At 69.2% G+C, this 21,416-nt stretch carries 17 protein-coding genes and 2 pseudogenes; 9 read left to right on the forward strand and 10 right to left on the reverse strand.

From position 1 onward, the window contains the following. Positions 1–98 precede the first annotated feature (98 nt). The 4 genes and pseudogenes from ACZ7M3_RS09895 to ACZ7M3_RS09910 all read left to right on the forward strand — a co-directional run bounded on the left by ACZ7M3_RS09895 (position 99) and on the right by ACZ7M3_RS09910 (position 5,539). The gene (locus ACZ7M3_RS09895; RefSeq protein ID WP_472062053.1) at positions 99–1,316 is read left to right on the forward strand and encodes an RNA-guided endonuclease InsQ/TnpB family protein; all 1,218 of its coding nucleotides are present in this window, start codon (positions 99–101) and stop codon (positions 1,314–1,316) included. Then, positions 1,316–1,744 (forward strand): annotated as a pseudogene (locus ACZ7M3_RS09900) (2OG-Fe(II) oxygenase family protein); the annotation flags it as partial. The gene ACZ7M3_RS09895 and the pseudogene ACZ7M3_RS09900, both read left to right, overlap by 1 nt. A 142-nt stretch (positions 1,745–1,886) precedes the next feature. Next, positions 1,887–3,995, forward strand: coding sequence for a hypothetical protein (locus ACZ7M3_RS09905; protein ID WP_472062055.1), 2,109 nt, complete (start codon positions 1,887–1,889; stop codon positions 3,993–3,995). After that, the gene (locus tag ACZ7M3_RS09910) at positions 3,995–5,539 is read left to right on the forward strand and encodes a hypothetical protein (RefSeq protein ID WP_472062057.1); all 1,545 of its coding nucleotides are present in this window, start codon (positions 3,995–3,997) and stop codon (positions 5,537–5,539) included. Before ACZ7M3_RS09905 ends, ACZ7M3_RS09910 begins: the two co-directional genes overlap by 1 nt. A 99-nt stretch (positions 5,540–5,638) precedes the next feature. Here ACZ7M3_RS09910 and ACZ7M3_RS09915 read toward each other — a convergent pair whose 3' ends face one another. The 8 genes from ACZ7M3_RS09915 to hemL form a co-directional block, all read right to left on the reverse strand. After that, positions 5,639–6,064 carry an SRPBCC domain-containing protein gene (locus ACZ7M3_RS09915; RefSeq protein ID WP_472062059.1) on the reverse strand — a complete coding sequence of 142 codons (426 nt, stop codon included), beginning with the start codon at positions 6,062–6,064 and terminating at the stop codon, positions 5,639–5,641. A 34-nt stretch (positions 6,065–6,098) separates the two neighbouring features. Further along, the gene (ccsB, locus tag ACZ7M3_RS09920) at positions 6,099–7,211 is read right to left on the reverse strand and encodes a c-type cytochrome biogenesis protein CcsB (RefSeq protein ID WP_472062061.1); all 1,113 of its coding nucleotides are present in this window, start codon (positions 7,209–7,211) and stop codon (positions 6,099–6,101) included. Next, positions 7,208–9,025, reverse strand: a complete 1,818-nt coding sequence (gene resB / locus ACZ7M3_RS09925) for a cytochrome c biogenesis protein ResB (protein ID WP_472062063.1) — start codon at positions 9,023–9,025, stop codon at positions 7,208–7,210. The genes ccsB and resB overlap by 4 nt, the downstream gene beginning before the upstream one ends. Before the next feature lie 3 nt (positions 9,026–9,028). After that, positions 9,029–9,802 carry a cytochrome c biogenesis CcdA family protein gene (locus tag ACZ7M3_RS09930; protein ID WP_121418366.1) on the reverse strand — a complete coding sequence of 258 codons (774 nt, stop codon included), beginning with the start codon at positions 9,800–9,802 and terminating at the stop codon, positions 9,029–9,031. A 6-nt stretch (positions 9,803–9,808) separates the two neighbouring features. Further along, positions 9,809–10,432: a TlpA family protein disulfide reductase gene (locus ACZ7M3_RS09935; protein ID WP_472062065.1), complete on the reverse strand. Its 624-nt coding sequence runs from the start codon at positions 10,430–10,432 to the stop codon at positions 9,809–9,811. Positions 10,433–10,498: 66 nt separating this feature from the next. Further along, entirely contained in the window at positions 10,499–11,848 is a 1,350-nt protein-coding gene (locus tag ACZ7M3_RS09940; RefSeq protein WP_472062067.1) for a polysaccharide deacetylase family protein, read from the reverse strand. A 174-nt stretch (positions 11,849–12,022) separates the two neighbouring features. Then, positions 12,023–12,736 carry a histidine phosphatase family protein gene (locus ACZ7M3_RS09945; protein WP_351302161.1) on the reverse strand — a complete coding sequence of 238 codons (714 nt, stop codon included), beginning with the start codon at positions 12,734–12,736 and terminating at the stop codon, positions 12,023–12,025. Then, a complete protein-coding gene (gene hemL / locus ACZ7M3_RS09950) occupies positions 12,733–14,049 on the reverse strand; it encodes a glutamate-1-semialdehyde 2,1-aminomutase (RefSeq protein WP_472062069.1) in 1,317 nt (438 codons plus the stop codon). Before hemL ends, ACZ7M3_RS09945 begins: the two co-directional genes overlap by 4 nt. A gap of 409 nt (positions 14,050–14,458) precedes the next feature. On the opposite strand from hemL, the gene ACZ7M3_RS09955 reads away from it, so the two are divergent. Together ACZ7M3_RS09955 and ACZ7M3_RS09960 are read left to right on the forward strand one after the other, a co-directional pair. Next, on the forward strand, positions 14,459–14,896 hold the full coding sequence (locus ACZ7M3_RS09955) for a hypothetical protein (RefSeq protein ID WP_003974483.1): 438 nt from the start codon (positions 14,459–14,461) through the stop codon (positions 14,894–14,896). Between the two features lie 116 nt (positions 14,897–15,012). Next, on the forward strand, positions 15,013–15,618 hold the full coding sequence (locus ACZ7M3_RS09960) for a flavin reductase family protein (RefSeq protein WP_472062071.1): 606 nt from the start codon (positions 15,013–15,015) through the stop codon (positions 15,616–15,618). A 19-nt stretch (positions 15,619–15,637) separates the two neighbouring features. On the opposite strand, the gene ACZ7M3_RS09965 is transcribed toward ACZ7M3_RS09960, so the two are convergent. Then, on the reverse strand, positions 15,638–16,735 hold the full coding sequence (locus ACZ7M3_RS09965; protein ID WP_472062073.1) for a magnesium and cobalt transport protein CorA: 1,098 nt from the start codon (positions 16,733–16,735) through the stop codon (positions 15,638–15,640). 239 nt (positions 16,736–16,974) lie between these two features. On the opposite strand from ACZ7M3_RS09965, the gene ACZ7M3_RS09970 reads away from it, so the two are divergent. Further along, a complete protein-coding gene (locus tag ACZ7M3_RS09970; protein WP_472062075.1) occupies positions 16,975–17,514 on the forward strand; it encodes a universal stress protein in 540 nt (179 codons plus the stop codon). A gap of 167 nt (positions 17,515–17,681) precedes the next feature. Then, positions 17,682–18,155, forward strand: a pseudogene (locus ACZ7M3_RS09975) (diaminopimelate decarboxylase family protein); the annotation flags it as partial. 54 nt (positions 18,156–18,209) lie between these two features. Here the strand turns inward: ACZ7M3_RS09975 and ACZ7M3_RS09980 are convergent. Continuing rightward, the gene (locus ACZ7M3_RS09980; RefSeq protein ID WP_472062077.1) at positions 18,210–20,024 is read right to left on the reverse strand and encodes an APC family permease; all 1,815 of its coding nucleotides are present in this window, start codon (positions 20,022–20,024) and stop codon (positions 18,210–18,212) included. Between the two features lie 377 nt (positions 20,025–20,401). Between ACZ7M3_RS09980 and ACZ7M3_RS09985 the strand changes: the two genes are divergently transcribed. Beyond that, positions 20,402–21,346: a hypothetical protein gene (locus ACZ7M3_RS09985; RefSeq protein WP_472062079.1), complete on the forward strand. Its 945-nt coding sequence runs from the start codon at positions 20,402–20,404 to the stop codon at positions 21,344–21,346. The last annotated feature ends 70 nt before the right edge of the window (positions 21,347–21,416 follow it).

A 21,416-nucleotide genomic window follows, 5' to 3' on the forward strand; every position in this document is an offset into this window, starting at 1 on the left:
GCCAACAGAAATCGAACACCTAGGCTACAGTTCACTCGAAATATCGAGATTGTGCAATCGAGCTGCGAATAAATGCGCGAGCGGCGAAACTGTTCTTCGTGAAGATCGTCGTGCAGGTGAAGTTGCTTCCATCGTCGGAGCAGGCCGCGGCACTTCACGAGACGCTGCGCACCGCTAACAAGGCCGCCGATTGGGTATCCCGCTTGGCGCACCAAGAGCAGGTGACCGACAAGGCGGCACTACAGCGCCTCACCTACGCGCAAGTGAAGGAAGGTTATGGCCTGTCGGCTCAACCTGCGATCCATGTGATCCGTAAAGTCGCAGGATCATATGCCACACTCAAGGCCAATCTGAGGGCAGGAAACTACGGCAAGAAAGGCTCCAAGCGCCGTGCGGGGGTAGAGGCCAAGCCCATCACCTTCCGTGCTAACTCCGCCCAGCCATACGACGACCGATGCCTGTCGTGGCAGCTGGAAAACCACACCGTGAGCATCTGGACCACGCGCGGCAGACTTCGAGCAATCCGGTTCGTCGGCTCGGATGCCCAGCTCGCACTCCTCGCCAAGTATCGGCGAGGTGAAAGCGATCTCCTACATCGCAGCGGGAAGTGGTTCCTACTCGCTACATGCGAGTTTCCTGAGACTATTTCCGACCACCAACCAACAGGATGGCTCGGCGTCGACCTCGGAATCGCCAATATTGCCACGACCAGCGACGTGGAGACATTGTTCGCCGGGGAAGAATTGAACAGCTACCGCCGCAGAAATCTCCGTATCCGTGCCGAGTTGCAGGCATGCGGGACGAAATCAGCGAAACGGAAGCTGAAGCAACGCGCGAGGCGCGAGGCTCGCCATGCTACACACGTCAACCACAAAATCGCGAAGGAAATTGTAGCCGAGGCTCAACGCACCGGCCGCGGAGTCGGTCTGGAGACCCTGACCGGCATCCGCGAACGGGTACGGCTGAGGAAGCCTCAACGGTCCGCCTTCCATTCATGGTCCTTTGCTCAGCTCAGCCGCTTCATCGCTTATAAAGCACATCGCGCTGGAGTGCCAGTCGTCCACGTTGACCCCGCTTATACAAGCCAGTGCTGTTCGTGGTGCGGCCACGTCGAAAAAGCGAACCGGCCTTCCCAAGAACTTTTCACCTGCCGGTCGTGTGGCGTGATTGCGCACGCCGACCACAACGCGGCCCGCAATATCGCGAAGCTCGCCGAAAGCGTCTGGGGCGCCGTCAACCGCCCTCATGCGGCGCAGCCGTCACCGCCAGTGACGTCTGTGGCTGCAAGCCCAAACCGACAAGGAGCAGGTCGTTGACCATCAACTGGTACCCGGGGACGGAGGTCGTCGGCGAGCCCGAGCCCGGCCAGTTCCGTATCGGCCCCCACACCGACTTCGGCACCGTCACCATTCTCGACCGCCAGGCCGGCAAGGGCGGGCTGCAGGTCTACACGGACGAGGGCGGCTGGGCGGACGCGCCCTTCGACCCGGCGGCCTTCACGATCAACATCGGTGACCTGATGGCCCGTTGGACGGGTGACCGGTGGCGCTCGGGCCGGCACCGTGTGCTGCCTCCGCCCGCCGACGCGCCGGCCGAGGAGCTGATGTCGCTGGTCTACTTCGGCGAGTGCACGCCGGGGACGGTGGTGGAGTCGGTCCCCGCGCCGGTGGGCCGCGTCGCGTATCCGCCCGTCGACTCCCATGTTTATCTGCGCGAAAAGCTGGATTCGATCACCGTGGGATAGACGGGCGAAAGGGCGCGGACAATTTTCGTAACCAAACGGACATCCCATGCCCTAGTCCGAATCAACTCCCCCTTTTTACACTGGTGTTGATAGACCTCACAGCAGCACAGAGCAGGACCGGACCGCGCCAGGGGGAGATGCGGTGCACAGAGGGCTGCACGGACGCGGAGCGTTGTTCGACACGGATCCGCCCGGTCTTGCACTACGGCTCGTCGGCCTGCGCCCGTACCAGCTGCGCTCGAACCCGTACGAACACCCGAAGGAACTGCCCTTCGTGGTGTTCGCGGGCGGGCGGGGGCTCGGCAAGAGCGCCGTACTGAGGGAGCTGCGCGACGCGTACCGCGGGCACACACCGGTCGCGCTGATCGACGGCGAGGAACGGCAGTTCGCGGGGCCGCCCGCCGAGCGGCCCGCGGAATCCTGGTCGCCGGTGGGACAGGCGCTCACCACCATCGCCGAGCAGCTCGCGGAGCCGGTCACCGGCGCCGGGCGGATCGGCTTTCCCCGCCTGACGTCCGGGCTGCTGGCCGTCGCGGCGGGCGGCTGGAGCGACCGTGACGTGCCCCGCATCCGGCAGGAGGCGGAGCGGATCCTGCTGCTGAACGAGACCGGCTCATGGCTCTCGGGGTTCGCGGGCCGCTGGGTGAGCAAGGTCGTCTCCAAGCTCATCGCCTCGCTCAGCGGTACGGGTCCCGTGATCGCGCCGATCATCGAAGCCACCCTGGAGGCGTTCGCCGAGGGGATCGGCCCCGCTCCCCGCCGGCTGCGCAGGGCCGCCACCTGGTACCGCGACTATCCGAACGCGGGCGGCAATCCCAAGCTCGGCCTGATCCTGCTCTCCTCGCACTTCCGGGCGGGCGGCGACTCCCGCACCCACGCCGAGCGCTATCTCGTACGGGCCCTGCTGGCCGACCTCGACGACGCCTACACGGGGGTCATGCAGCGCTCGCACCGGCTGGGCCGCCCGGTCGTGCTGATCGACAACGTGCAGGAACGGGCGGGCCTCGGCCTGATGGAACCGGTGCTGCGCGATCGCGCCGACGGCATCGCCGACCACGCCGTCTTCTTCGCCGCCCTGCGCGGATACACCCATGGAGCGCTGCGCAACGCGAGCCGCCGCACCCTCCCCGAGGTCGCCCGGCACGCCGGCTGGGAGCCGGGCACCTCGCCGTCCTCGCGGGCGTTGCTCGTCGCGCTGCCGCCGCTGACCCCGGACGACACCCTGCATCTCGTGGGCGGCGTCTCGCAGGGCCTCGCCGTTCCCCCTCAACTCCCGCACGCCACCCACCGGCTCTCCGGCGGCAGCCCGCTCGGCGTCACCCTCCTCGCGGAGTCCGCCCGCCAGAACCTCCCCCAAGGCGCCAAGTCCCTGGGCGAGTTGCTCACCTCCGACGTCGCCGTCCACGAGGACAACGACGGCCGGCCCACCTATCAGGAGCTGCTCGACCGGCTCGTACCCGGTGGCCGGCTCGACGAGCTGACCGTGCTCGCCGCGGCCCACGACCGCGACTCGGCCTGCGTGCTCGCGGAGGTCCAGCTCTCCGACGACTTCGGCGCGTCGGGGGTCCTCGCGCTGGAGGAGCGGCTCACGGAGGAGGGCTGGACGAGCGCCGCCGGGCAGTTCGTGGGCGATCCGTTCCTGCGCGCGCTGCTCCTGCTGCGGCTGCACCACGACGACCCCGACCACGCACGCTGGCGGTCCGTGCACCGCGCCCTCATCGACCACTACGGCGACGGGGACCGGCCGGACAGCGCCCGCTATCGACTGCACCACGAACTCGCCCTCGGCAAGGCCGACTTCGCGGTGGCGCACCTGCGCGACACCTTCCCGCGCACCGACACCGGGTCCTGGCTGTCCTCGCTCGTCTTCATCGCGTCCGCCCCGTACTACCACGCACACGACCCGGACGGCCGCGACTTCGGCGGCCACGGCGGTCACGACGACCGGGCGGCCGTCGCGCTCGGCCGCACCGACGCCGCCCAGCAGCCGCCGGACAGCGTGGACGCCGTACTGCACTTACGGGTACGACGGCTGCTGCACGCGGTCTGGCAGCTCACCGATCCGCTGGTACTGCCGGACCCGAAGGTGTCCGACCGGCTCCGTTTCGAGCTGGAGCAGTTGTCGAACCTGCGGCCCGCGGGCAACCCGCTGCTGTGGCGGGCCTCGCGGGAGTGGCCGTCCGACGCGCTCGCCGGCCGCCCCCTGCGCATCCCTGGTGACGACGACGACAACGGGAACGGGGACCTGTGATGGCGCGCTTGTGGACCTGGCTGCGCGAGGACGTATGGGAGATTCGTTTCCGCAGGTATGTCGCGCTGACCCTCGCGGCGGTGCTCGCGGGTCTCGGCGTCTGGGGCGGTATGACGGCCACCAAGGAGAATCGCTCCTGCGCGCCCGGCGTCGTCCAGCCGAAGGGCAGCGACGAGTGCGTGGGCGTCTCGTGGACGACGTACGCCTTCGGGCGTGCGCAGTTCGCCGACACCGTACGGGCCATCCACCGCGAGAACGCCCGTCTGGCGCCTGGCAGTTACGTCACCGTCGCGCTCCTGGAACCCTTCACCGCCACCGACGCGGACAACCTGGCCGATGTGCTGCACGAGCTGCAGGGCGCCTATCTGGCCCAGTACCAGGCCAACCACGACACCACCGGCCTGAAGCCGAAGATCCGCCTGGTGCTGGCCAACCCCGGCTCCACCGGCACGTACTGGCAGCACACGGTCGACCAGCTCGCGGGCATGACGGGAGGCTCCGAGCGGCTGCGCGCGGTGACCGGGGTCGGCCTGAGCACCGACAACAACAAGAAGGCCGTCAAGGAGCTCACCCGCCGGGGCATCCCGGTGATAGGGAGTTCGATCACCGCCGACGACCTGGCCAACGGGCAGAACGGCAAGGACCCGTTCCCCGGGCTCGCGCGGGTCTCCCCCACCAACACCGACGAGGCCCGCGCCCTCGCCTCCTTCGCCAAGGTCTCCGCCGCCAACGCCTTCCTCGTCTACGACCGCACCGGCGACCCGTACACGCGCACGCTCCAGGCCTCCTTCGAGAAGATGCTCAAGGGCTCGCGCTACGAGGCCCAGCCGTTCACGCCGCCCGCCGACCGCAGCAAGGAGGGCAGCACCTCCAACGTCTTCATGCAGATCACCAACATCCTCTGCAACACGCCGACCACCACGAACACCATCCTGTTCGCGGGGCGCCACACGCAGCTGCGGCAGTTCATCAACATGCTGGGTCAGCGCGGCTGCCACGACCGCCGGTTCACCGTGCTCACCGGCGACGAGGGCTCCTATCTCGCCGGGGACAAGGACCTCGACCCGGCCGCCCTCAAGGACCCGCTGCTGACCGTCCGCTACACGTCCCTGGCCCATCCGGACGCCTGGCTGAAGGACACCGCGAAGACGGGCGGCAGCGCGGCCGACGCGAAGGTGCTGCAGTCGCTTCTGGGGAGTGCCGGGAAGGAGCCGGTCGGGCCCCTCGGGCCGGTCGCCCTCGACGACGGCCAGCTGATCATCGCGTACGACGCCATGCGGCTCGCCGTGCGCGGCATCCGCGGGGCGTCGCCGACCGGGAAGATCCCGGCCCTCGCGGACGTCGGGCTCCAGTGGCCGCAGGTCAAGGGCGAACAGCAGCGGGTGAACGGGGCGAGCGGGTGGATCTGTCTGAACGTCCACGGCAATCCGTACGACAAGGCCGTGCCGATCGTGCAGCTGACTCCCGAGTCCCGGGCTCGCTTCGTGAAGATCGCGTGGCCTGAGGGGAAGCCGCCCTCCGCGGACTGTCTGCCGCCGGCTTGAGGGGGGCGCCGTTGGAGTTCCGTGGTCCGATGGGTGCGGGTTGTCCGTGGCTGAGCGCGCCCACGCGGCGGAGCCGCACAATGTCACAGCCCCGCGCCCCTAAGGGGCGCTCCTGTCCGGAGCGCTTGCCAAGTGGGCGACCAATCTGTCGAAGCGTTGGCGCCAGCCCGGGTCCTCGTCTCTTGGGGACTCGTGGGTGAAGCGGACCGTCGTGCCTGATGGGCGGGTCGGTTCCAGGTGGAAGCGGATGCGGCCCCGGCCCTCGACCGTGTACTCGGCGATCCGCTCGACGTCCCACGCCGTGATCCGGCCGCTGCCCAGCCCGCGCAGCGTGACCTCGCCGCCGAGTCGCGGCTCGAAGACCTCGGCCTCGGCCAGCCACGCCCTCAGGCCCTCGGGGGTGGCCACCGCCCTCCAGACATTCTCCACAGGCTGGGGGAAACGCAGCAGGTAGTGCAGGACGCGGGTGCCGTCCTCCCGGGTCTCGGTGGCGCCCTCTTCGATGCCTCGGGTCACTCCGGTCATGACACCAGCGTGGCCCGAGACAGCGGGATCCGCATCAGACCCCGGCGTACGAGTGCTTGCCGGAGACGAAGATGTTGACTCCGTAGTAGTTGAAGAGGAAGCAGGCGAAGGCGATCAGGGCGATGTACGCGGCCTTGCGGCCCTTCCAGCCGGCCGTGGCGCGGGCGTGGAGGTAGCAGGCGTAGGCGACCCAGGTGATGAACGCCCACGTCTCCTTGGGGTCCCAGCCCCAGTAGCGGCCCCACGCGTCGCCCGCCCAGATGGCGCCCGCGATGATCGTGAAGGTCCACAGCGGGAAGACGGCGGCGTTGACGCGGTAGGAGAACTTGTCGAGGGAGGCCGAGGAGGGCAGCCGCTCCATGACGGAGGTGGCGAAACGGCCCGGCTCGCCGCCGGTGGCGAGCTTGTTCTCGTACGAGTCCTTGAAGAGGTACATCAGGGTGCCGACCGCGCCCACGTAGAAGACGGCGCCGCAGAGGATCGCGGTCGAGACGTGGATGTACAGCCAGTACGAGTGAAGGGCGGGCACCAGCTGGTCGCTCGCGGTGTAGAGCACGGTGACCGCGAGGCCGAGGTCGAGGAGGACCGTGGTGACCAGGGGCAGGCCCAGCCAGCGGATGTTCTTCTTCAGCGCGAGCATCACCAGGTACACGGTGACGGCGACCGTGGAGAAGGTGACGCTGAACTCGTACATGTTGCCCCACGGCGCCCGCTGCACCGACAGCGCGCGGGCGACGACACCGGCCGCCTCGACGGCCCAGGCGAGCACGGTGAGGGACACCGCGATCCGGCCGTAGAGGTCGCCCTGCTCGTCACCGCCGTGCGCACCGGGCCCGTCGGGCACGTCACGGGCGCCCGCCGCCGACCGGGTGACGACCTTCGGCCGCTCCAGGACGGCCGTACCGCCCGCCGACTGCACGGTGACCGCGGGGGCCTTCGCCTTCTCGGTGGTGGTGAGCGCGGCGGCCGTACGGGCGACCTTGCTGCGGCTGCCGAAGATCCACTCGGCGATGTACGCGAAGAAGGCCAGGGTGTAGACGGCCATCGCGGAGTAGATCAGCGTGTTGCTGATGTTGGCGAGGTGTTCGTTGGTGGCCGTGGCCAGATCGGTCACGGCGCCCAGGTCGGTTGCGGTGGCGAGAGTCATTTCTCAGCCCCTTCGGCGGCAGGTACGGAGGGTTCGGCGTCGGGGTCGGTTTCGACTGCGGCTTCGTCTGTGTCGGGCTTGGTGGGCGCCTGGTCGTGCACCAGGGCGGCCAGGTCCCCCAGTTCCTCGGGGAGCTTCGCGGACTCGCTGCGGCCGAGGCCCGCCATCTCGACGACGGTGACGCCGTCGTCCCCGGTGGTCGCCCGCACCCACACGCGGCGGCGCTGGATGAAGAGCGAACCGGCGAGACCGAAGATCGCGGTGAAGGCACCGACCAGCGCCCAGTCACTGCCGGGCTGCTGGGTGACCTGGAAGTTCGCCCACTCCTTGATGCCCTTGTCGAAGGTGATGGAGCCGGCGCCGTTCGGCAGCTTCATCGTCTCGCCGGGCAGCAGGCGCGCCTTGACGATGTTGCCCTTCGCGTCCTTGAACTGCTTCATCTTCGAGGTGTCGAGCTGGTACACGTTCTGCGGGACGCCCGCGTCGACGCCCAGACTGCCGTGGTAGCCGGTCAGCGCGAGCACGGGGAAGTCGAGCGCGGGGAACTGCGAGAACATCGTGCCCTTGCCCGCGCCCGCGAAGGTCGGCACGAAGACGGCTTGGAAACCGAGCTGTTCGGTCGTCCCCTGCGCGTTCTTGTAGCCGTCCATCACCTTGATCGCGCCCACCGAGGTGACGTTCAAGTCCTGCGGCAGCGCCGGTACGGCGTCGTGGTACACGACGTTGCCCTTGCCGTCCCGGACGGTGACGACGGGCGCGTAGCCATGGGCGGTGAGATAGACCTTCGAGTCGCCGATCTTCAGCGGCTCGTTGACCTTGACGGTGGTCTTCTTCTCCTTGCCGTACGCGCCGACGCTGTACGTGAGGTCCGCCTGGTACGTGCGGGGGGTGCCCTTGTTGGGGCCGGTGCGCTCGTAGGTGCCGGTGAAGTTCTTGAGGTTGAAGCTGAACGGCGTGAGGTCGTCGGTGCTGAAGAGGTTGCCGGACTTGAAGTCGTCGTACTGCGAGATCGTGTTGGAGAAGCCGTCGCCCTCGACGATCAGCTTGTTGCCCTCGGACTTGAAGAGCTGGCCCCAGGCGAAGGCGACCAGCATCACGATCAGCGCGATGTGGAAGAGCAGGTTGCCGGTCTCGCGGAGGTAGCCCTTCTCGGCGGCGACGGCGTCCTTCTCGATGTGCGCCCTGAAGCGTCGCCGCTTGAGGATCTCGAGGGCGGCCTCGCGGACCTGCTCGGGCTCGGCCGCGGTGCGCCAGGTCGCGTACGCGGGCAGCCGGTTCAGCCGCTTGGGGGCGCCCGGCGGACGGCCGCGCAGCTGCCCGACGAACTGCCAGGTGCGCGGGACGATGCAGCCGATGAGCGAGACGAACAGCAGGATGTAGATCGCGGAGAACCACACCGAGCTGTAGACGTGGAACAGGCCGAGCTTGTCGTAGACGGGCCCGAGGATGCTGTGCGCGTCCTTGAAGGTCGCCACCTTCTGGGCGTCGGTCCCGGACTGCGGGATCAGCGAGCCGGGGATCGCCCCGAGCGACAGCAGGAAGAGCAGGATCAGGGCGACCCGCATCGACGTCAGCTGCCGCCAGAACCAGCGGGCCCAGCCGACGACCTCACGGCCGGTCCAGGTCAGCCAGCCCAGGGCGCCGGGCGCGCGGGACCCGCCGAAGGAGCCGGGCACGGCCGTGTCGACCGGCGCGGTGGAGAGCTGGGATCCGGCTTCGCCGAGTTCGCCGTCGGCGCTCACCCCGATGTGCCGCTTGGCGGTCGCCGGGTCCTTCGTCCTGCCGGTGCCGGTGTCGGTGTCGGTCGTGCTCATCGATCAGATCCCTACCGTGAAGCCGTTGGACCAGGTCTGCATCTGCTGCACGATGCTGTCCCAGGCGCCGGTGAGCAGGAGCAGGCCGGTCACGATCATCATGCCGCCGCCGATCCGCATCACCCATGCGTAGTGCCGCTTGACCCAGGCGAAGGCACCGAGCGCCTTGCGGAAGGCGACGGCGGCGAGGACGAAGGGCACTCCCAGGCCGACGCAGTACGCGACGGTCAGTATGGCGCCGCGGCCCGCGCTCGCCTGGTTCATGGAAAGAAAATTGATGGAGGAGAGCGTCGGTCCCAGGCAGGGCGTCCAGCCGATACCGAAGAGCGCACCGAGTATCGGAGCGCCCACCAGGCCGGTCACCGGCCGTTTGTGGAAGCGGAACTCGCGCTGCGTGAGCCAGGGCATCATCCCCATGAAGAACACGCCCATCGCGATCATCAGCACGCCGAGGATCTTGCTGAGCGTGCTCTGGTACTCCTGGAGGGTCGATCCGAAGTAGCCGAACAGCGCCCCGCCGGAGACGAACACGGCGGTGAACCCCACCACGAACAGGCTGGCGCCCGCGACCATCCGCCCCCGTCTGGCGTCCGCCAGATCCGTGCCGGTGACACCGGTCACGTACGACAGATAGCCGGGGACGAGCGGCAGCACGCACGGTGAGAAGAAGGAGACGAGGCCGCCGAGGACGGCGATCGGCAGGGCGAGCACCAGGGCACCGCTGACGACGGTGTCGGACGACGCGGCGAGGTTCGTGGACGCGGCGAGAAGGGACACGTCGGGTCACTTCTCCGCGACTACGGGGTCGAGCATCTCGCGGAGCTTCTCCTCGCTGAGGGCCTGCAGCGTACGGGCCGCGATCTTCCCGTCCCGGTCGATGACGATCGTGGAGGGGATCGTCTGCAGGTTCAGCGTGCCCTTCTTGAAGCGGAGCAGCAGCTTGCTCGTCGGGTCGTAGAGGCTGGGGTAGGTGACGCCCTGCTGCTTCTCGAACGCCTGGGCCAGACTGATGTTGGCGTCACGGGTGTTGATGCCGACGAACTGCACGCCCTTCGCCGCGGTGTCCTTGGCGACCTTGACGAAGTTCGGCGCCTCGGCGCGGCACGGCGGGCACCAGGAGCCCCACACGTTCACGACGACGACCTTGCCCTTGTAGTCCTTGACGTCGAGCTGCTTGCCGTCCACGGTCGGGCCGGAGAGGTCGGGGGCCTCGGCCCGGGAGCCCTTGGCGACGGTCGAGATGCCGTCCTTGCCCGCCACGAAGTTGCTGTCGCCCGAGCCCCCGGACGTCCCTCCCGAACCGCACGCGGACAGGACAAGCGCGGCGACGGCGGCCCCGGTGGTGAGCAGGGCGGCGCGGCTACGGGTGCGGTTCGAGCGCTGTTCGGCGCGGCAGGCGGCACTCATGTGAAAAGTTTCGCATGCCCGTTTCGAGGATCTTCCGCACCCCCCTCGCGGGCGGAAAACACCATTTCAGGCGGCGTTCCCGGACTCCTTGGAAGTGGCCGTCCCGGTGCCGGTACCAGTGCCGGTACCCGTACCCGAACTCGTACCAGCCCCCTTGCCGGTGTCGCCGAGGAACGTCTTCCAGCCACCCGCGGGCCGCTGTCCCACGTCCAACGTCCGCAGCTTGGCCAGGATCTCGGGCTTCTGTACGTCCATCCAGTCCACGTACTGCCGGAAGGAGACGAGGCGGACGTCCTCGCCCTTCTCCTTCTCCCGGGCTATGTGCTTGAAGGCGTACTCGACGGCGTCCATGTAGATGCCGCCGTTCCAGTGCTCGAAGTGGTTGCCGATGAAGAAGGGCGCCCGGTTGCTCTCGTAGGCCCGCCGGAATCCGGCGACGTACGCCTCGCCCGCCTGCTGCCGCCACGCCGGGTAGTTGTGCGCGGGCGCCTTCGTCGAGTTGATCGACTGGTTGGCCAGCATGTTGTAGTCCATGGACAGCACCTCGAAGCTGCGCCCCGGGAAGGGGATCGCCTGGAGGGGCAGGTCCCACAGTCCGTGCCGCTTCTGCGGCCAGACCTGGCGGCCGCCGGGCGAGGAGGCGTCGTAGCGCCAGCCGAGCTCCTTGGCGGTGGGCAGCAGGTTGTCCTGGCCGAGCAGACAGGGGGTGCGCGCGCCGACGAGTTCCTTCTCGTAGTCGAAGGGCAGCGGGGGCAGATCGGTCCAGCCCGTGTTGGTCCGCCACTCCTTGACGAAGGACTTGGCCTGGTCGATCTCGCTGCGCCACTGCGCCGGCGTCCAGTTGCCGACGGTGCCGTGGCCGGAGCAGAAGTGGCCGTTGAAGTGCGTGCCTATCTCGTGGCCGTCGAGCCAGGCCTGCCGGACGAGCCCGAGCGTCGACTTGACGTGGTCGTCGGAGAGATAGCCGATGTCGGAGGCGCCCCGGGGGTTGTTCGGCGGCAGGTACTTGCGCTTCTTCGACTCGGGCAGGAGGTACAGCCCGGAGAGGAAGAAGGTCATGTGCGCCTCGTGCTCACGGGCGAGCCGGAGGAAGCGGGAGAAGAGTCCGGTCCCGACCTCACCCGCGCCGTCCCAGGAGAAGATGACGAACTGCGGAGGGGTCTGGCCGGGCTCCAGAGGAACCGGCTTCGCGGGCTGGTTCGGCTGCTTGCCCGTGAAGGAGGTGGAGCCGTCGCCTATCAGGCGGGCGGGGTGCGCGGAGGCGCTGGGCTTGCCGGACGGACCGGGCTTGCCCGACCGGGAACCACCGCCCCCGCCATGACCGTCCTGTTGGTCGGTGCCGCACGCCGCGAGTCCCATCGCCGCCGCGGCACCCGCCCCGAGTCCGATCATTCCCCTCCGGCTGATGTCCCGCATTCGGTCCCCATCTCATCGTGCCCTCTCAGCTGGCTCCCAGCTGACACACAATGAGAGGGCACGACAAGCAGATAGGTTCCTTCGAACGCGCAACATTGATCGTATTTTACGAAGAACAGTTCGGGTAGCGACGCATACAAACACTTTGCGCCAACATGTACGGGAATGGACGCTCTACGCCCCGAACGCCTTGCCCTTCCCCTTCACCGGCTTGGCGCCCGCGAGGAGATGGGCGGGAACGAGATCCCGGGCGGGCTCGCTGTATCCCACGGACACGATCTTGTCGCCGCGGTAGGTGAAGGACGTCAGGGACGCCAGCGTGCACTGCCGCTTGCGCGGGTCGTGCCACAACCGCCGCTTCTCCACGAAGGACCGCACGATCCAGATCGGCAACTGGTGGCTGACCAGCACCGCTTCATGCCCACGGGCCGCGTCCTTGGCGGCGTCCAGCGCCCCCATCATCCGTACGACCTGATCGACGTACGGCTCGCCCCAGGACGGCTTGAACGGGTTGACGAGGTGCTTCCAGTTCTCGGGCCGCCGCAGCGCCCCGTCCCCCACACCGAAGGTCTTCCCCTGGAACACGTTCTCGGCCTCGATCAGCCGCCCGTCGGTGTCGAGGTCGAGACCGTGCGCCTTCGCGATGGGCGTCGCGGTCTCCTGCGCCCGCTCCAGCGGGGAGGCGACGACATACGTGACGTCCCGCGGGGCCAGGTGCTCGGCGACCCGCTCGGCCATCTGCCGCCCGAGCTCGGACAGGTGGTAGCCGGGCAGCCGCCCGTACAGCACCCCGTCCGGGTTGGCGACCTCGCCGTGCCGCATGAGATGCACGACGGTGATGTCCTGATCCCGGCCCTGCGTCTGACCCTGCGTCTGTTCCTGGCTCATGCCGTGGCCTCCGCCGCTGCCCGAGCCGCCGCCGGAAGGGCGTCGGCGATCCGCTGAATGGCCCGCTCGTCGTGGGCCGTGGACACGAACCACGACTCGAAGGACGACGGGGGCAGATAGACGCCCTGCGCCAGCATCGAGTGGAAGAACGCGGTGAACCGGAAGGACTCCTGCGCCTTCGCGCCCTCGTAGTCGCGCACGTCACGCCCGGTGAAGAAGACCGAGAACATGTTGGAGGCGTTCTGCAGCCGGTGTGCCACGCCCTCCTTGCTCAACGCCTCCGTGACCAGCCCGCGGATCTGCTCGGAGACGGCGTCGACCTTGTCGTACGCGGCGTCGTCGAGCAGCCGCAGCTGGGCGAGCCCGGCGGCGGTCGCGACGGGGTTACCGGAGAGCGTGCCGGCCTGGTAGACGGGCCCCGCGGGAGCCAGGTGCTCCATGACGTCCTTGCGGCCACCGAAGGCGGCGGCGGGGAATCCTCCGCCCATGACCTTCCCGAACGTCATGAGATCGGGACGTACCCCGTCGATCCCGTACCAACCGGCCTTGCTGGTCCGGAATCCGGTCATGACCTCGTCGGAGATGAACAGGGCGCCGTTGCGCGCGCAGGCGTCCTTGAGTCCCTGGTTGAACCCGGGCTGGGGCGGTACGACACCCATGTTGCCCGGCGAGGCCTCGGTGATCACACAGGCGATCTCACCGGGGTGCGCGTGGAAGGCCTCGTTCACGGCTTCGAGGTCGTTGTAGGGCAGCACGATCGTGTCGGCGGCCTGGGCGCCGGTGACACCGGGGGTGTCGGGCAGCGCGAAAGTCGCCACCCCGCTCCCCGCCGACGCCAGCAGCGCGTCGACATGCCCGTGATAGCACCCGGCGAACTTGATCACCTTCGACCGCCGGGTGAACCCGCGGGCGAGCCGGATGGCGGACATGGTCGCCTCGGTCCCGCTGGAGACGAGCCGGACCTGCTCGACGGGCTCGACGCGGGCGACGATCTCCTCGGCGAGCGCGACCTCGCCCTCACCGGGAGTGCCGAAGGAGGTGCCGCGCGCGACGGCCTCCTGGACGGCGCCGATGACGTCGGGATGCGCGTGCCCGAGGATCATCGGCCCCCACGAACACACGAGGTCGACGTATTCCCTCCCGTCGGCATCGGTCAGGTATGGACCGTTTCCGGACACCATGAAGCGGGGCGTACCGCCCACGGCGCGGAACGCGCGCACCGGAGAGTTCACGCCGCCGGGCGTGACGGCAGCCGCACGGTCGAAAAGAGTCTGCGAAACTGGGGCTTCGTACGGATAGCTCACACGGGCCATGGTGTCAGAGGCTGCGAAGATCCTGCGGACAGGTGTTTCAGCGTACGTTTCGGCGTGCGGCCGTGGGGGAGGTCACTGTCACGATGATCGGGTTGCGTGGCGGGGGTCGCGCGCCTTAGAAAAGCAGTCGGGTGGAGATATGCATCGCGGTGGCGGACTGGGCGAGGGGACCGATGACCTCGGTCCTCGGCGTGCCCGGCGGGGAAGGCACCGGCGCGAGGCGGAGGAAGCGGCCGAGGCACGACAGACGCAGGGGTCGCCGGGCTCTCCCGGATCACCCGGAGCACCCGGGTCGCAAGGAACACAGAACGATCCTGAGCGGATCGACCCGTCGGGCCGTATGGACGGTATGGACTACACGGACCGCGGGGCAGACCGGCTCAGGGCAGGAAGCGGGAATGGTGGCCGGGTGGGGGTGACCTACAAATACTTCGGCGCGCCGGACGGCGCGACGGCGGCCCGCGTGCCGATCTCGATGCGCCCCGAGGAACTCGGCGGCGACGAGCTCGGCATGAACGGCATGTTCACCAAGATCAAGCCGGAGACCATGGCCGCGATGGTCCTCACCGGTATCGAGGGCGTCCCTCTCCACAAGGTCCCGCCCCTGGAACTGGTCGTCCTGCACCCCGACTACGCCGTCGTGAAGCTCCCCATGACCGTCGTCGACCCCCTGCGGGGCATCGGCGAGGAGGCGGTCGGCGCGGCGGCCTTCATCTGGTCGACGGTCCCGGACCGCGGGGGCCCGCGGGACGCCTTCAACGTGTACCAGCTCCTCCACGAATGGCAGGATTTCAGCCATCGTCTGCACGAGGCGGGGCACCAGCCGTACTGCCTGGTGTGGCCCTGATCTCAGGTTCTCCGTGACACGGGCGAGGCCTTCGGGTCCCGCCCGGGAGCGGCCCGCACAGCGGACATGACGGGCATGACGGGCATACCGCACCGGCCCGGCGGATACTGGATTTCATGCGCGTCGATTTCGACCCGGAAGCCATGCCCGGAGCCGACTTCTACCGGTTCCTCACCTCGGTCGTCATCCCTCGTCCGATCGCATGGATCTCCACCGTCACGCCGGACGGCTCGACCGAGAACCTCGCCCCGCACTCCTTTTTCAGCATCGTCAGTACCGACCCGCCGATCGTGCAGTTCACCTCGATCGGCCGCAAGGATTCCTTGCGCAATGTCGAGGACACCGGGGAGTTCGTCGTCAACTTCTCCTCCGAACCGCTGCTGCAGTTGATCAACGCCACTGCCACCGATTTCCCCCGGTCGGTCAGTGAATTCGACTTCGCGGGAATCGACCGCGAACCGAGCCTGCGGGTACGACCGCCCCGAGTGGCGGCCTCCCCCGTCGTTCTCGAATGCCGTTCGCACACCACCCTGCGGATGGGAAACTCCACCCTCGTCTTCGGACGGGTGCTCCACGCGGCGGTGCACGAGGACCACATCGTCGAAGGCCGCCCCGGCTCCGCACGTCTGCTCCCGCTCACCAAGCTCGGCGGCGACGAGTGGGGCACGCTGGGAGAGGTCCTGCACCTGAGCCGCATCCCCTACGAGGAACCGCGTCCCTAGGGCCTGGGCACAGCCGCGGTCACAGCCAGCCGTTGCGCTTGAACCCGCGGTGGATGACGAAGCACGACACGGCGATCACCGTGAGGGCCAAGGGGTAGCCGAAGCGCCAGTGGAGTTCGGGCATGTGGTCGAAGTTCATGCCGTAGACGCCGCACACCATCGTTGGTACGGCGATGATCGCGGCCCAGGCCGTGATCTTGCGCATGTCCTCGTTCTGGGCGACGGAGACCTGGGCGAGGTGGGCCTGGAGGATGGAGTCGAGGAGGGCGTCGAAGGCGGTGATCTGTTCGGTGACCCGGGACAGGTGGTCGGCGACGTCACGGAAGTACGCCTGTATCTCGGGGGCGATGAGGCGCATCGGCTCGGTCGCCAGGATGTGGAGAGGGCGGCCGAGGGGGACCACCGCGCGCTTGAGTTCGAGAAGTTCGCGCTTGAGCTGGTACATGCGGCCGGCGTCGGCCCCCTGGGCACCGCGAGGTGAGAAGACGGACGTCTCCACCTGGTCGATGTCGTTCTGGACGGCGTCCGTGACGGTCAGGTAGTCGTCCACGACGTGGTCGGCGATGGCGTGCAGCACCACGGTCGGCCCCTTGGCCAGCTGCTCCGGCTCGGCTTCCAGATCCTCGCGCAGGGGGCCGAGGGAGCCGTGCCGTCCGTGCCGTACGGTCACCACGAAGTCGGGGCCCGCGAAGACCATGATCTCGCCGGTGTTCACGACCTCGCTGGTGGCGGTCAGTTCGGTGTGTTCGACGTAGGAGACCGTCTTGAAGACGGCGAACAGGACGTCGCCGTACTGCTCGACCTTGGGGCGCTGGTGGGCGTGGACCGCGTCCTTGACGGCGAGCGGGTGCAGCCCGAACAGTTCGGCGACCCGGGCGAACTCCGTCTCGGTGGGCTCGTGCAGACCGAGCCAGACGAAGCCGTGGCCGCCGTGTTTGCGGACCCGGGCGACGGACTCCTCGACGCTGGGCGCGGCCTTCTGGCGGACGCCGTCGCGGTAGATGACGCAGTTGACGACGGCGGAGCCGAGCGGGGAGCGGGCGGGGTGACTCAGGTCCACCCGGCGTCCGCCGCGTGCCAGACGGGCGACTTTGCGCAGGTTGCCGACCATCGACATGCGGTACTCCTTCCCCAGATTTCCCGGAACGGACGGCCAGTGTGCCAGCAAGGGGTAAGACCGACGTCAGAGCCCGCTTCGAGCGTGCGCCCCGCGCCCGGCCCCGCGGTGTCAGGAGGGCGTCATAAATCACGCCCGCGCCGTCAGGCCCACGCCAACGCGGCGGTCCGCCGCCGTCCTCCGGCCCTTCGATGGCCGATGGGTACGTGTGTGGACCGACGTCGAGGAGTGCGCGAGCGATGAGCGAGGAAGAGCGGGGACCGCGCGTGGTCGCGGGAGTCAGCGGTTCACCGGGGAGCCTGGCGGCCCTGCGCCGGGCCGCCGCAGAGGCCCGGCGCCGCGGAGCCGAGCTGCTGGTCGTGGTCGCCTGGGAGCAGCCCGGTGGTGATTTCGCCCACCGCAGTGCGCTCAGTCCACTGCCGACGGCCATGCTCCGGCTGGACGCGGGCCGGCGGCTGCTCGCCGCGCTGGACGCCGCCTTCGGCGACGCGGGGCCCGGGGTCCCGCACCAGGGTCTTGTCGTACGGGGCACACCGGGGCAGGCGCTGGTCGAGACCGCCGACCGGGCCGACGACCTGCTGGTGGTCGGCCCGGGGTGCCGAGGAAGGCTGCACCGGTGGCTGTTCCCGTCCGTCGCCCGGTACTGCCTCGCGCACGCCGTCTGCCCGGTGCTGGCCCTGCCGCCCTCGCCCCTGTCCCGCGAGCTCGCCTCGATGCACCGCCGAATCCGGCTGTGGCTGCCGCTCGACGCGCGGGAGCTGACCGAGGGCAGATCCTGAGCGAACCGGGGGGTGTCGCCCGGGTCACCACGGGTCCGGAGTGACCCGCACAACACCCCCAGTCGCCCACGTCAGGGGCGCGTTACGGGTCCGGGGCAGCGCGTCAAGCATCCGTCAGTGAGGGGCTCCGTCCCCGGCCCGGCGGGCATAGCTTCATCGAAGACGGCTGCACCCGCGCCGCCCTGCCCGTCCCCCGCCTCACCCTCGAACCCGGCCGCGCCGTCGCCGGCCCCGCCGGCATCGCCGTCTACCGCGTCCTGTCCGTCAAACGCACCGGCACCCACACCTTCGTCGCCGTCGACGGCGGCATGAGCGACAACCCCCGACCCGCCCTCTACGGAGTGCGCTACGCACCCCGACTCATCGGCCGCCCCACCACCGCACCACCCCACCTCGTCACCGTCGTCGGCCGCCACTGCGAAGCCGGCGACATCCTCGCCGACGACGTAGCCCTCCCCGGCGACATCCACCCCGGCGACCTCCTCGCCGTCCCCGCAGCCGGCGCCTACCACCTCTCCATGGCCTCCGGCTACAACCTCGTCGGCCGCCCACCCGTCGTCGCCGTCTCCCACGGCACCGCACGCCTACTCGTACGCCGCGAATCCCTCGACGACATGAACCGCCGGGACATCGGACTGTAGGTCTGTGGGTCTGTCGGGCCCCTCTTCGGGATCGGGCCCTGGCCGGCGGCCGGTTCAGAGGCTGAGCCGGTAGGGCACGACGCAGACGACCACGTCCGTGCGGGCCCGCAGCGCGGCGGCGAGGAGCAGGCCGCGCTGGTTCTGCAGGATCTGATAGCGGCGGTGGAGGGGCTCCACCTCGGGGATGAGGACGGCGATCTGCCGTCCTCCCTCCTGCGCCCTTTGGACGTAGTCGACGATCGGTTCCACGAGCGAGCGCTGCGGGCTGTCGACGACGTCCAGGCGTACGCCCGGGTTCCAGCGGTCCCAACTCTCCCTGAGTGCACGGACTTTGGCCGGATCGGCGTGGACGGCGACCGCGACCACCTCGTGGCCGAGGGCGCGGGCGGCGGACAGCGCATGCTGGGTGAGTCTGCTGACCTCGCCGACCGGCACGATGACGAGGGAGTCGCCGACGCGCACGGGCGGCGGGACCTCGCCGAGTCCGAGTTCCCGGCCGACGGTCGTGTAGTAGCGCTGGATGCGGTCGAACAGCAGCATCAGCAGCGGGATGGCGACGACCACCACCCAGGCTCCTTCCAGGAACTTGGTGGTGAGCAGGACGACGCCCGCCACGGCGGTCAGTACCGCGCCGACCCCGTTGAGGAACGCGCGCCGCAGCCAGCCGTGCGGACGCTGCCCCGTCCAGTGCCGCACGAGACCGATCTGACTGATGGTGAAGCCGATGAACACGCCGATCGCGAAGAGCGGGATCATGCGGTGGGTGTCGGCGTTCACGGCGATCAGGAGAACGGCCGCGAGCAGGGCGAGGGTCACCACGCCCCACCGGTACACCGGCCGTTCCGTGCGCAGCCCGAAGAGGTGCGGCAGCCGGTGGTCCTTGGCGAGCAGGCTCATCAGGACGGGCAGACCGCCGAAGCTGGTGTTCGCGGCGAAGGCGAGGGCCAGGGTGACGATGAGATTGGTCGCGTAGTACGGCCATCCCGTCCCGTACGCGCCCGCCGTCAGCTGCGCGAGTACGGTCACACCGCCACGCGGGGCGACATGGTCGCGGCGGATCAGCAGGGCCATGCCGATGAGCATCAGACCGAGGAGTGCGCCGAGCATCAGCTCCGTTCGCTGGGCGCGTTTGACGCGCGGCTCGCGGAAGGAGGGCACGCCGTTGGCGATGGCCTCGACTCCGGTGAGCGCGGAGCAGCCGGAGGAGAACGCCTTGAGGAGCAGCAGGACGCTCAGTGCCTCGGTGGCGTGGACGGGCTGGGCGGTGCCGACGAACGCCACGGGATGGCCTCGCGCCAGGCCGAGCACGACGATGCCGAGGATGCTCACGATGAACAGCACGGTGGGCAGCATCAGCACCCGCGCGCTCTCGGCCACACCGCGCAGGTTCACGGCTGTGAGCAGGGCGAGCCCGATCAGGCAGACCGCGAGCAGGTGCGAGCCGAGCACCGGGAACGCGGAGGCGAGGCTGGCCGCGCCCGCCGCCAGACTGACCGTCACGGTCAGCACGTAGTCCACGACGAGGCTGGCCGCCGCGAGCAGGCTGACGGTCGGTCCGAGGTCCTTCTTCCCCACCGCGTACGCGCCGCCGCCGTCCGGATGCACGGCGATCACCTGTCCGTACGACACGACGAGCACCGCCAGCAGTCCGGCGATGACGAGCGTCACCGGGAACGTGGCGGACAGCGCGCCCGTTCCGGCGGCGATCAGTACGAGCACGATCGCCTCGGGGCCGTACGCCACCGAGCTCAGCGCGTCCAGGGAGAGCGCGGCGAGCCCCTCGACGCTGGTCAGGTGGTACTTGTCGCCCTCTCCGTGCCGCAGCGGAACTCTCGGCCGCAGTTCGCGGCGGGCCAGGCCGTACGCCATGGGGACCTCGCGGGGGTGGGGGTGTTTGAGTCAGTGTGACCGGCTCGGTGCGGTGTGGCGGGGCAAGGACGCGCCAGGACCGCCGCGGACCGAAGGTGCGGGACGCGCAGTCGTGTTGCCGCCGATCGGGTAGTACCCGAGGCACGGTGCGGGCGGGGGCACGGCCGCTCACCCCCGGCGAAACAGCAGGTCAGTGCAGTCTGACGAGTCATCGGTTGGCTCAATGGGCCCGAGTGGGCGTGACCTCGGGGGTGCGCCAGGTGAGCGGCTCGAGTGGTGCGCGGAGCCCGGCGGACTGACGGTGGATCACGTCGGGGTCGGGTTCTCACGAGCTGACGCAGTGTCAGCTGCCTGGCTGCGACGGAAGGACTCCGAAGATGCGATCTGCCCGCATGCTCCTCGCCACCGCGACGGCCACGGCCGCCCTCGCGATCGGCGCACCAGGCGCTCTCGCCGCCACGGCGGGTGACGAGGGCCACGATGACTCTTCCTACAGCAGGGAGCACCACAAGCCGAACGGGGGGATCCACGCGGGCGGCGGAGCACTGACCACCGTGCGCGGTGACGACTCGGGTTCCGACCGTGGAAAGAGCGATTCGGGCTCGGACCGTGGCAAGAGCGATTCCGGCTCGGACCGTGGCAAGAGCGATTCGGGCTCGGACCAGGGCAAGAGCGACGACTCCGGCTCCGAACACGGCAAGAAGGGCGGCTCCGACTACGGCAAGGGCGACGACTCCGGCTCCGACCGCCACGGGCCCCGCGGCGGCATGCACACCGGCGGCGGCGCCCTCAGCGCCGTGCGCGGCGAGGACTCGAACAGCGACGGCTCCGGCTCCGACCATGGCAAGAGCGACTCCGGCTCCGACCATGGCAAGAGCGACTCGGGCTCGGACCAGGGCAAGAGCGACTCGGGCTCGGACCAGGGCAAGAGCGACGACTCCGGCTCCGAACACGGCAAGAAGGGCGGCTCCGACTACGGCAAGGGCGACGACTCCGGCTCCGACCGCCACGGGCCCCGCGGCGGCGTGCACACCGGCGGCGGCGCCCTCAGCGCCGTGCGCAGTGACGACTGGAACAAGGACGACGAGAAGTTCAACCCGGAGACCTACAAGGACAAGGGCGACAAGGGCAACGACGACTCGGGTTCCGACCGCGACAGCGACTCGGACTCGGGGCGCGACAAGCCCCGCGGCGGCATGCACACGGGTGGCGGTGCGCTCGCCACACCGGGCAGGACGGCCGGTGGGCTGGCGGTCCTGGCTCTCGCCGGTGCGGGTGCCTACGTCGTGCGCCGCAAGCGTGCGGCGCACGGCCTTTCCTGATCCATGCCTGACGACATAGCAGCCCGGGCCGCCTCCTGCGCACAGTGTGGCGGCCCGGCTGGTTGCCCCC

Source organism: Streptomyces sp. NPDC111656 (assembly GCF_055656965.1).

What these genes read in the sequence shown, in the direction of transcription:
- ACZ7M3_RS09910 (WP_472062057.1), top strand. Translation starts at nt 3,995, where the DNA reads ATGGCGCGCTTGTGGACCTGGCTGCGCGAGGACGTATGGGAGATTCGT.
- ACZ7M3_RS09915 (WP_472062059.1), bottom strand. Translation starts at nt 6,064, where the DNA reads ATGACCGGAGTGACCCGAGGCATCGAAGAGGGCGCCACCGAGACCCGG.
- ccsB (WP_472062061.1), bottom strand. Translation starts at nt 7,211, where the DNA reads ATGACTCTCGCCACCGCAACCGACCTGGGCGCCGTGACCGATCTGGCC.
- resB (WP_472062063.1), bottom strand. Translation starts at nt 9,025, where the DNA reads ATGAGCACGACCGACACCGACACCGGCACCGGCAGGACGAAGGACCCG.
- ACZ7M3_RS09935 (WP_472062065.1), bottom strand. Translation starts at nt 10,432, where the DNA reads ATGAGTGCCGCCTGCCGCGCCGAACAGCGCTCGAACCGCACCCGTAGC.
- ACZ7M3_RS09940 (WP_472062067.1), bottom strand. Translation starts at nt 11,848, where the DNA reads ATGCGGGACATCAGCCGGAGGGGAATGATCGGACTCGGGGCGGGTGCC.
- ACZ7M3_RS09945 (WP_351302161.1), bottom strand. Translation starts at nt 12,736, where the DNA reads ATGAGCCAGGAACAGACGCAGGGTCAGACGCAGGGCCGGGATCAGGAC.
- hemL (WP_472062069.1), bottom strand. Translation starts at nt 14,049, where the DNA reads ATGGCCCGTGTGAGCTATCCGTACGAAGCCCCAGTTTCGCAGACTCTT.
- ACZ7M3_RS09960 (WP_472062071.1), top strand. Translation starts at nt 15,013, where the DNA reads ATGCGCGTCGATTTCGACCCGGAAGCCATGCCCGGAGCCGACTTCTAC.
- ACZ7M3_RS09965 (WP_472062073.1), bottom strand. Translation starts at nt 16,735, where the DNA reads ATGTCGATGGTCGGCAACCTGCGCAAAGTCGCCCGTCTGGCACGCGGC.
- ACZ7M3_RS09970 (WP_472062075.1), top strand. Translation starts at nt 16,975, where the DNA reads ATGAGCGAGGAAGAGCGGGGACCGCGCGTGGTCGCGGGAGTCAGCGGT.
- ACZ7M3_RS09980 (WP_472062077.1), bottom strand. Translation starts at nt 20,024, where the DNA reads ATGGCGTACGGCCTGGCCCGCCGCGAACTGCGGCCGAGAGTTCCGCTG.
- ACZ7M3_RS09985 (WP_472062079.1), top strand. Translation starts at nt 20,402, where the DNA reads ATGCGATCTGCCCGCATGCTCCTCGCCACCGCGACGGCCACGGCCGCC.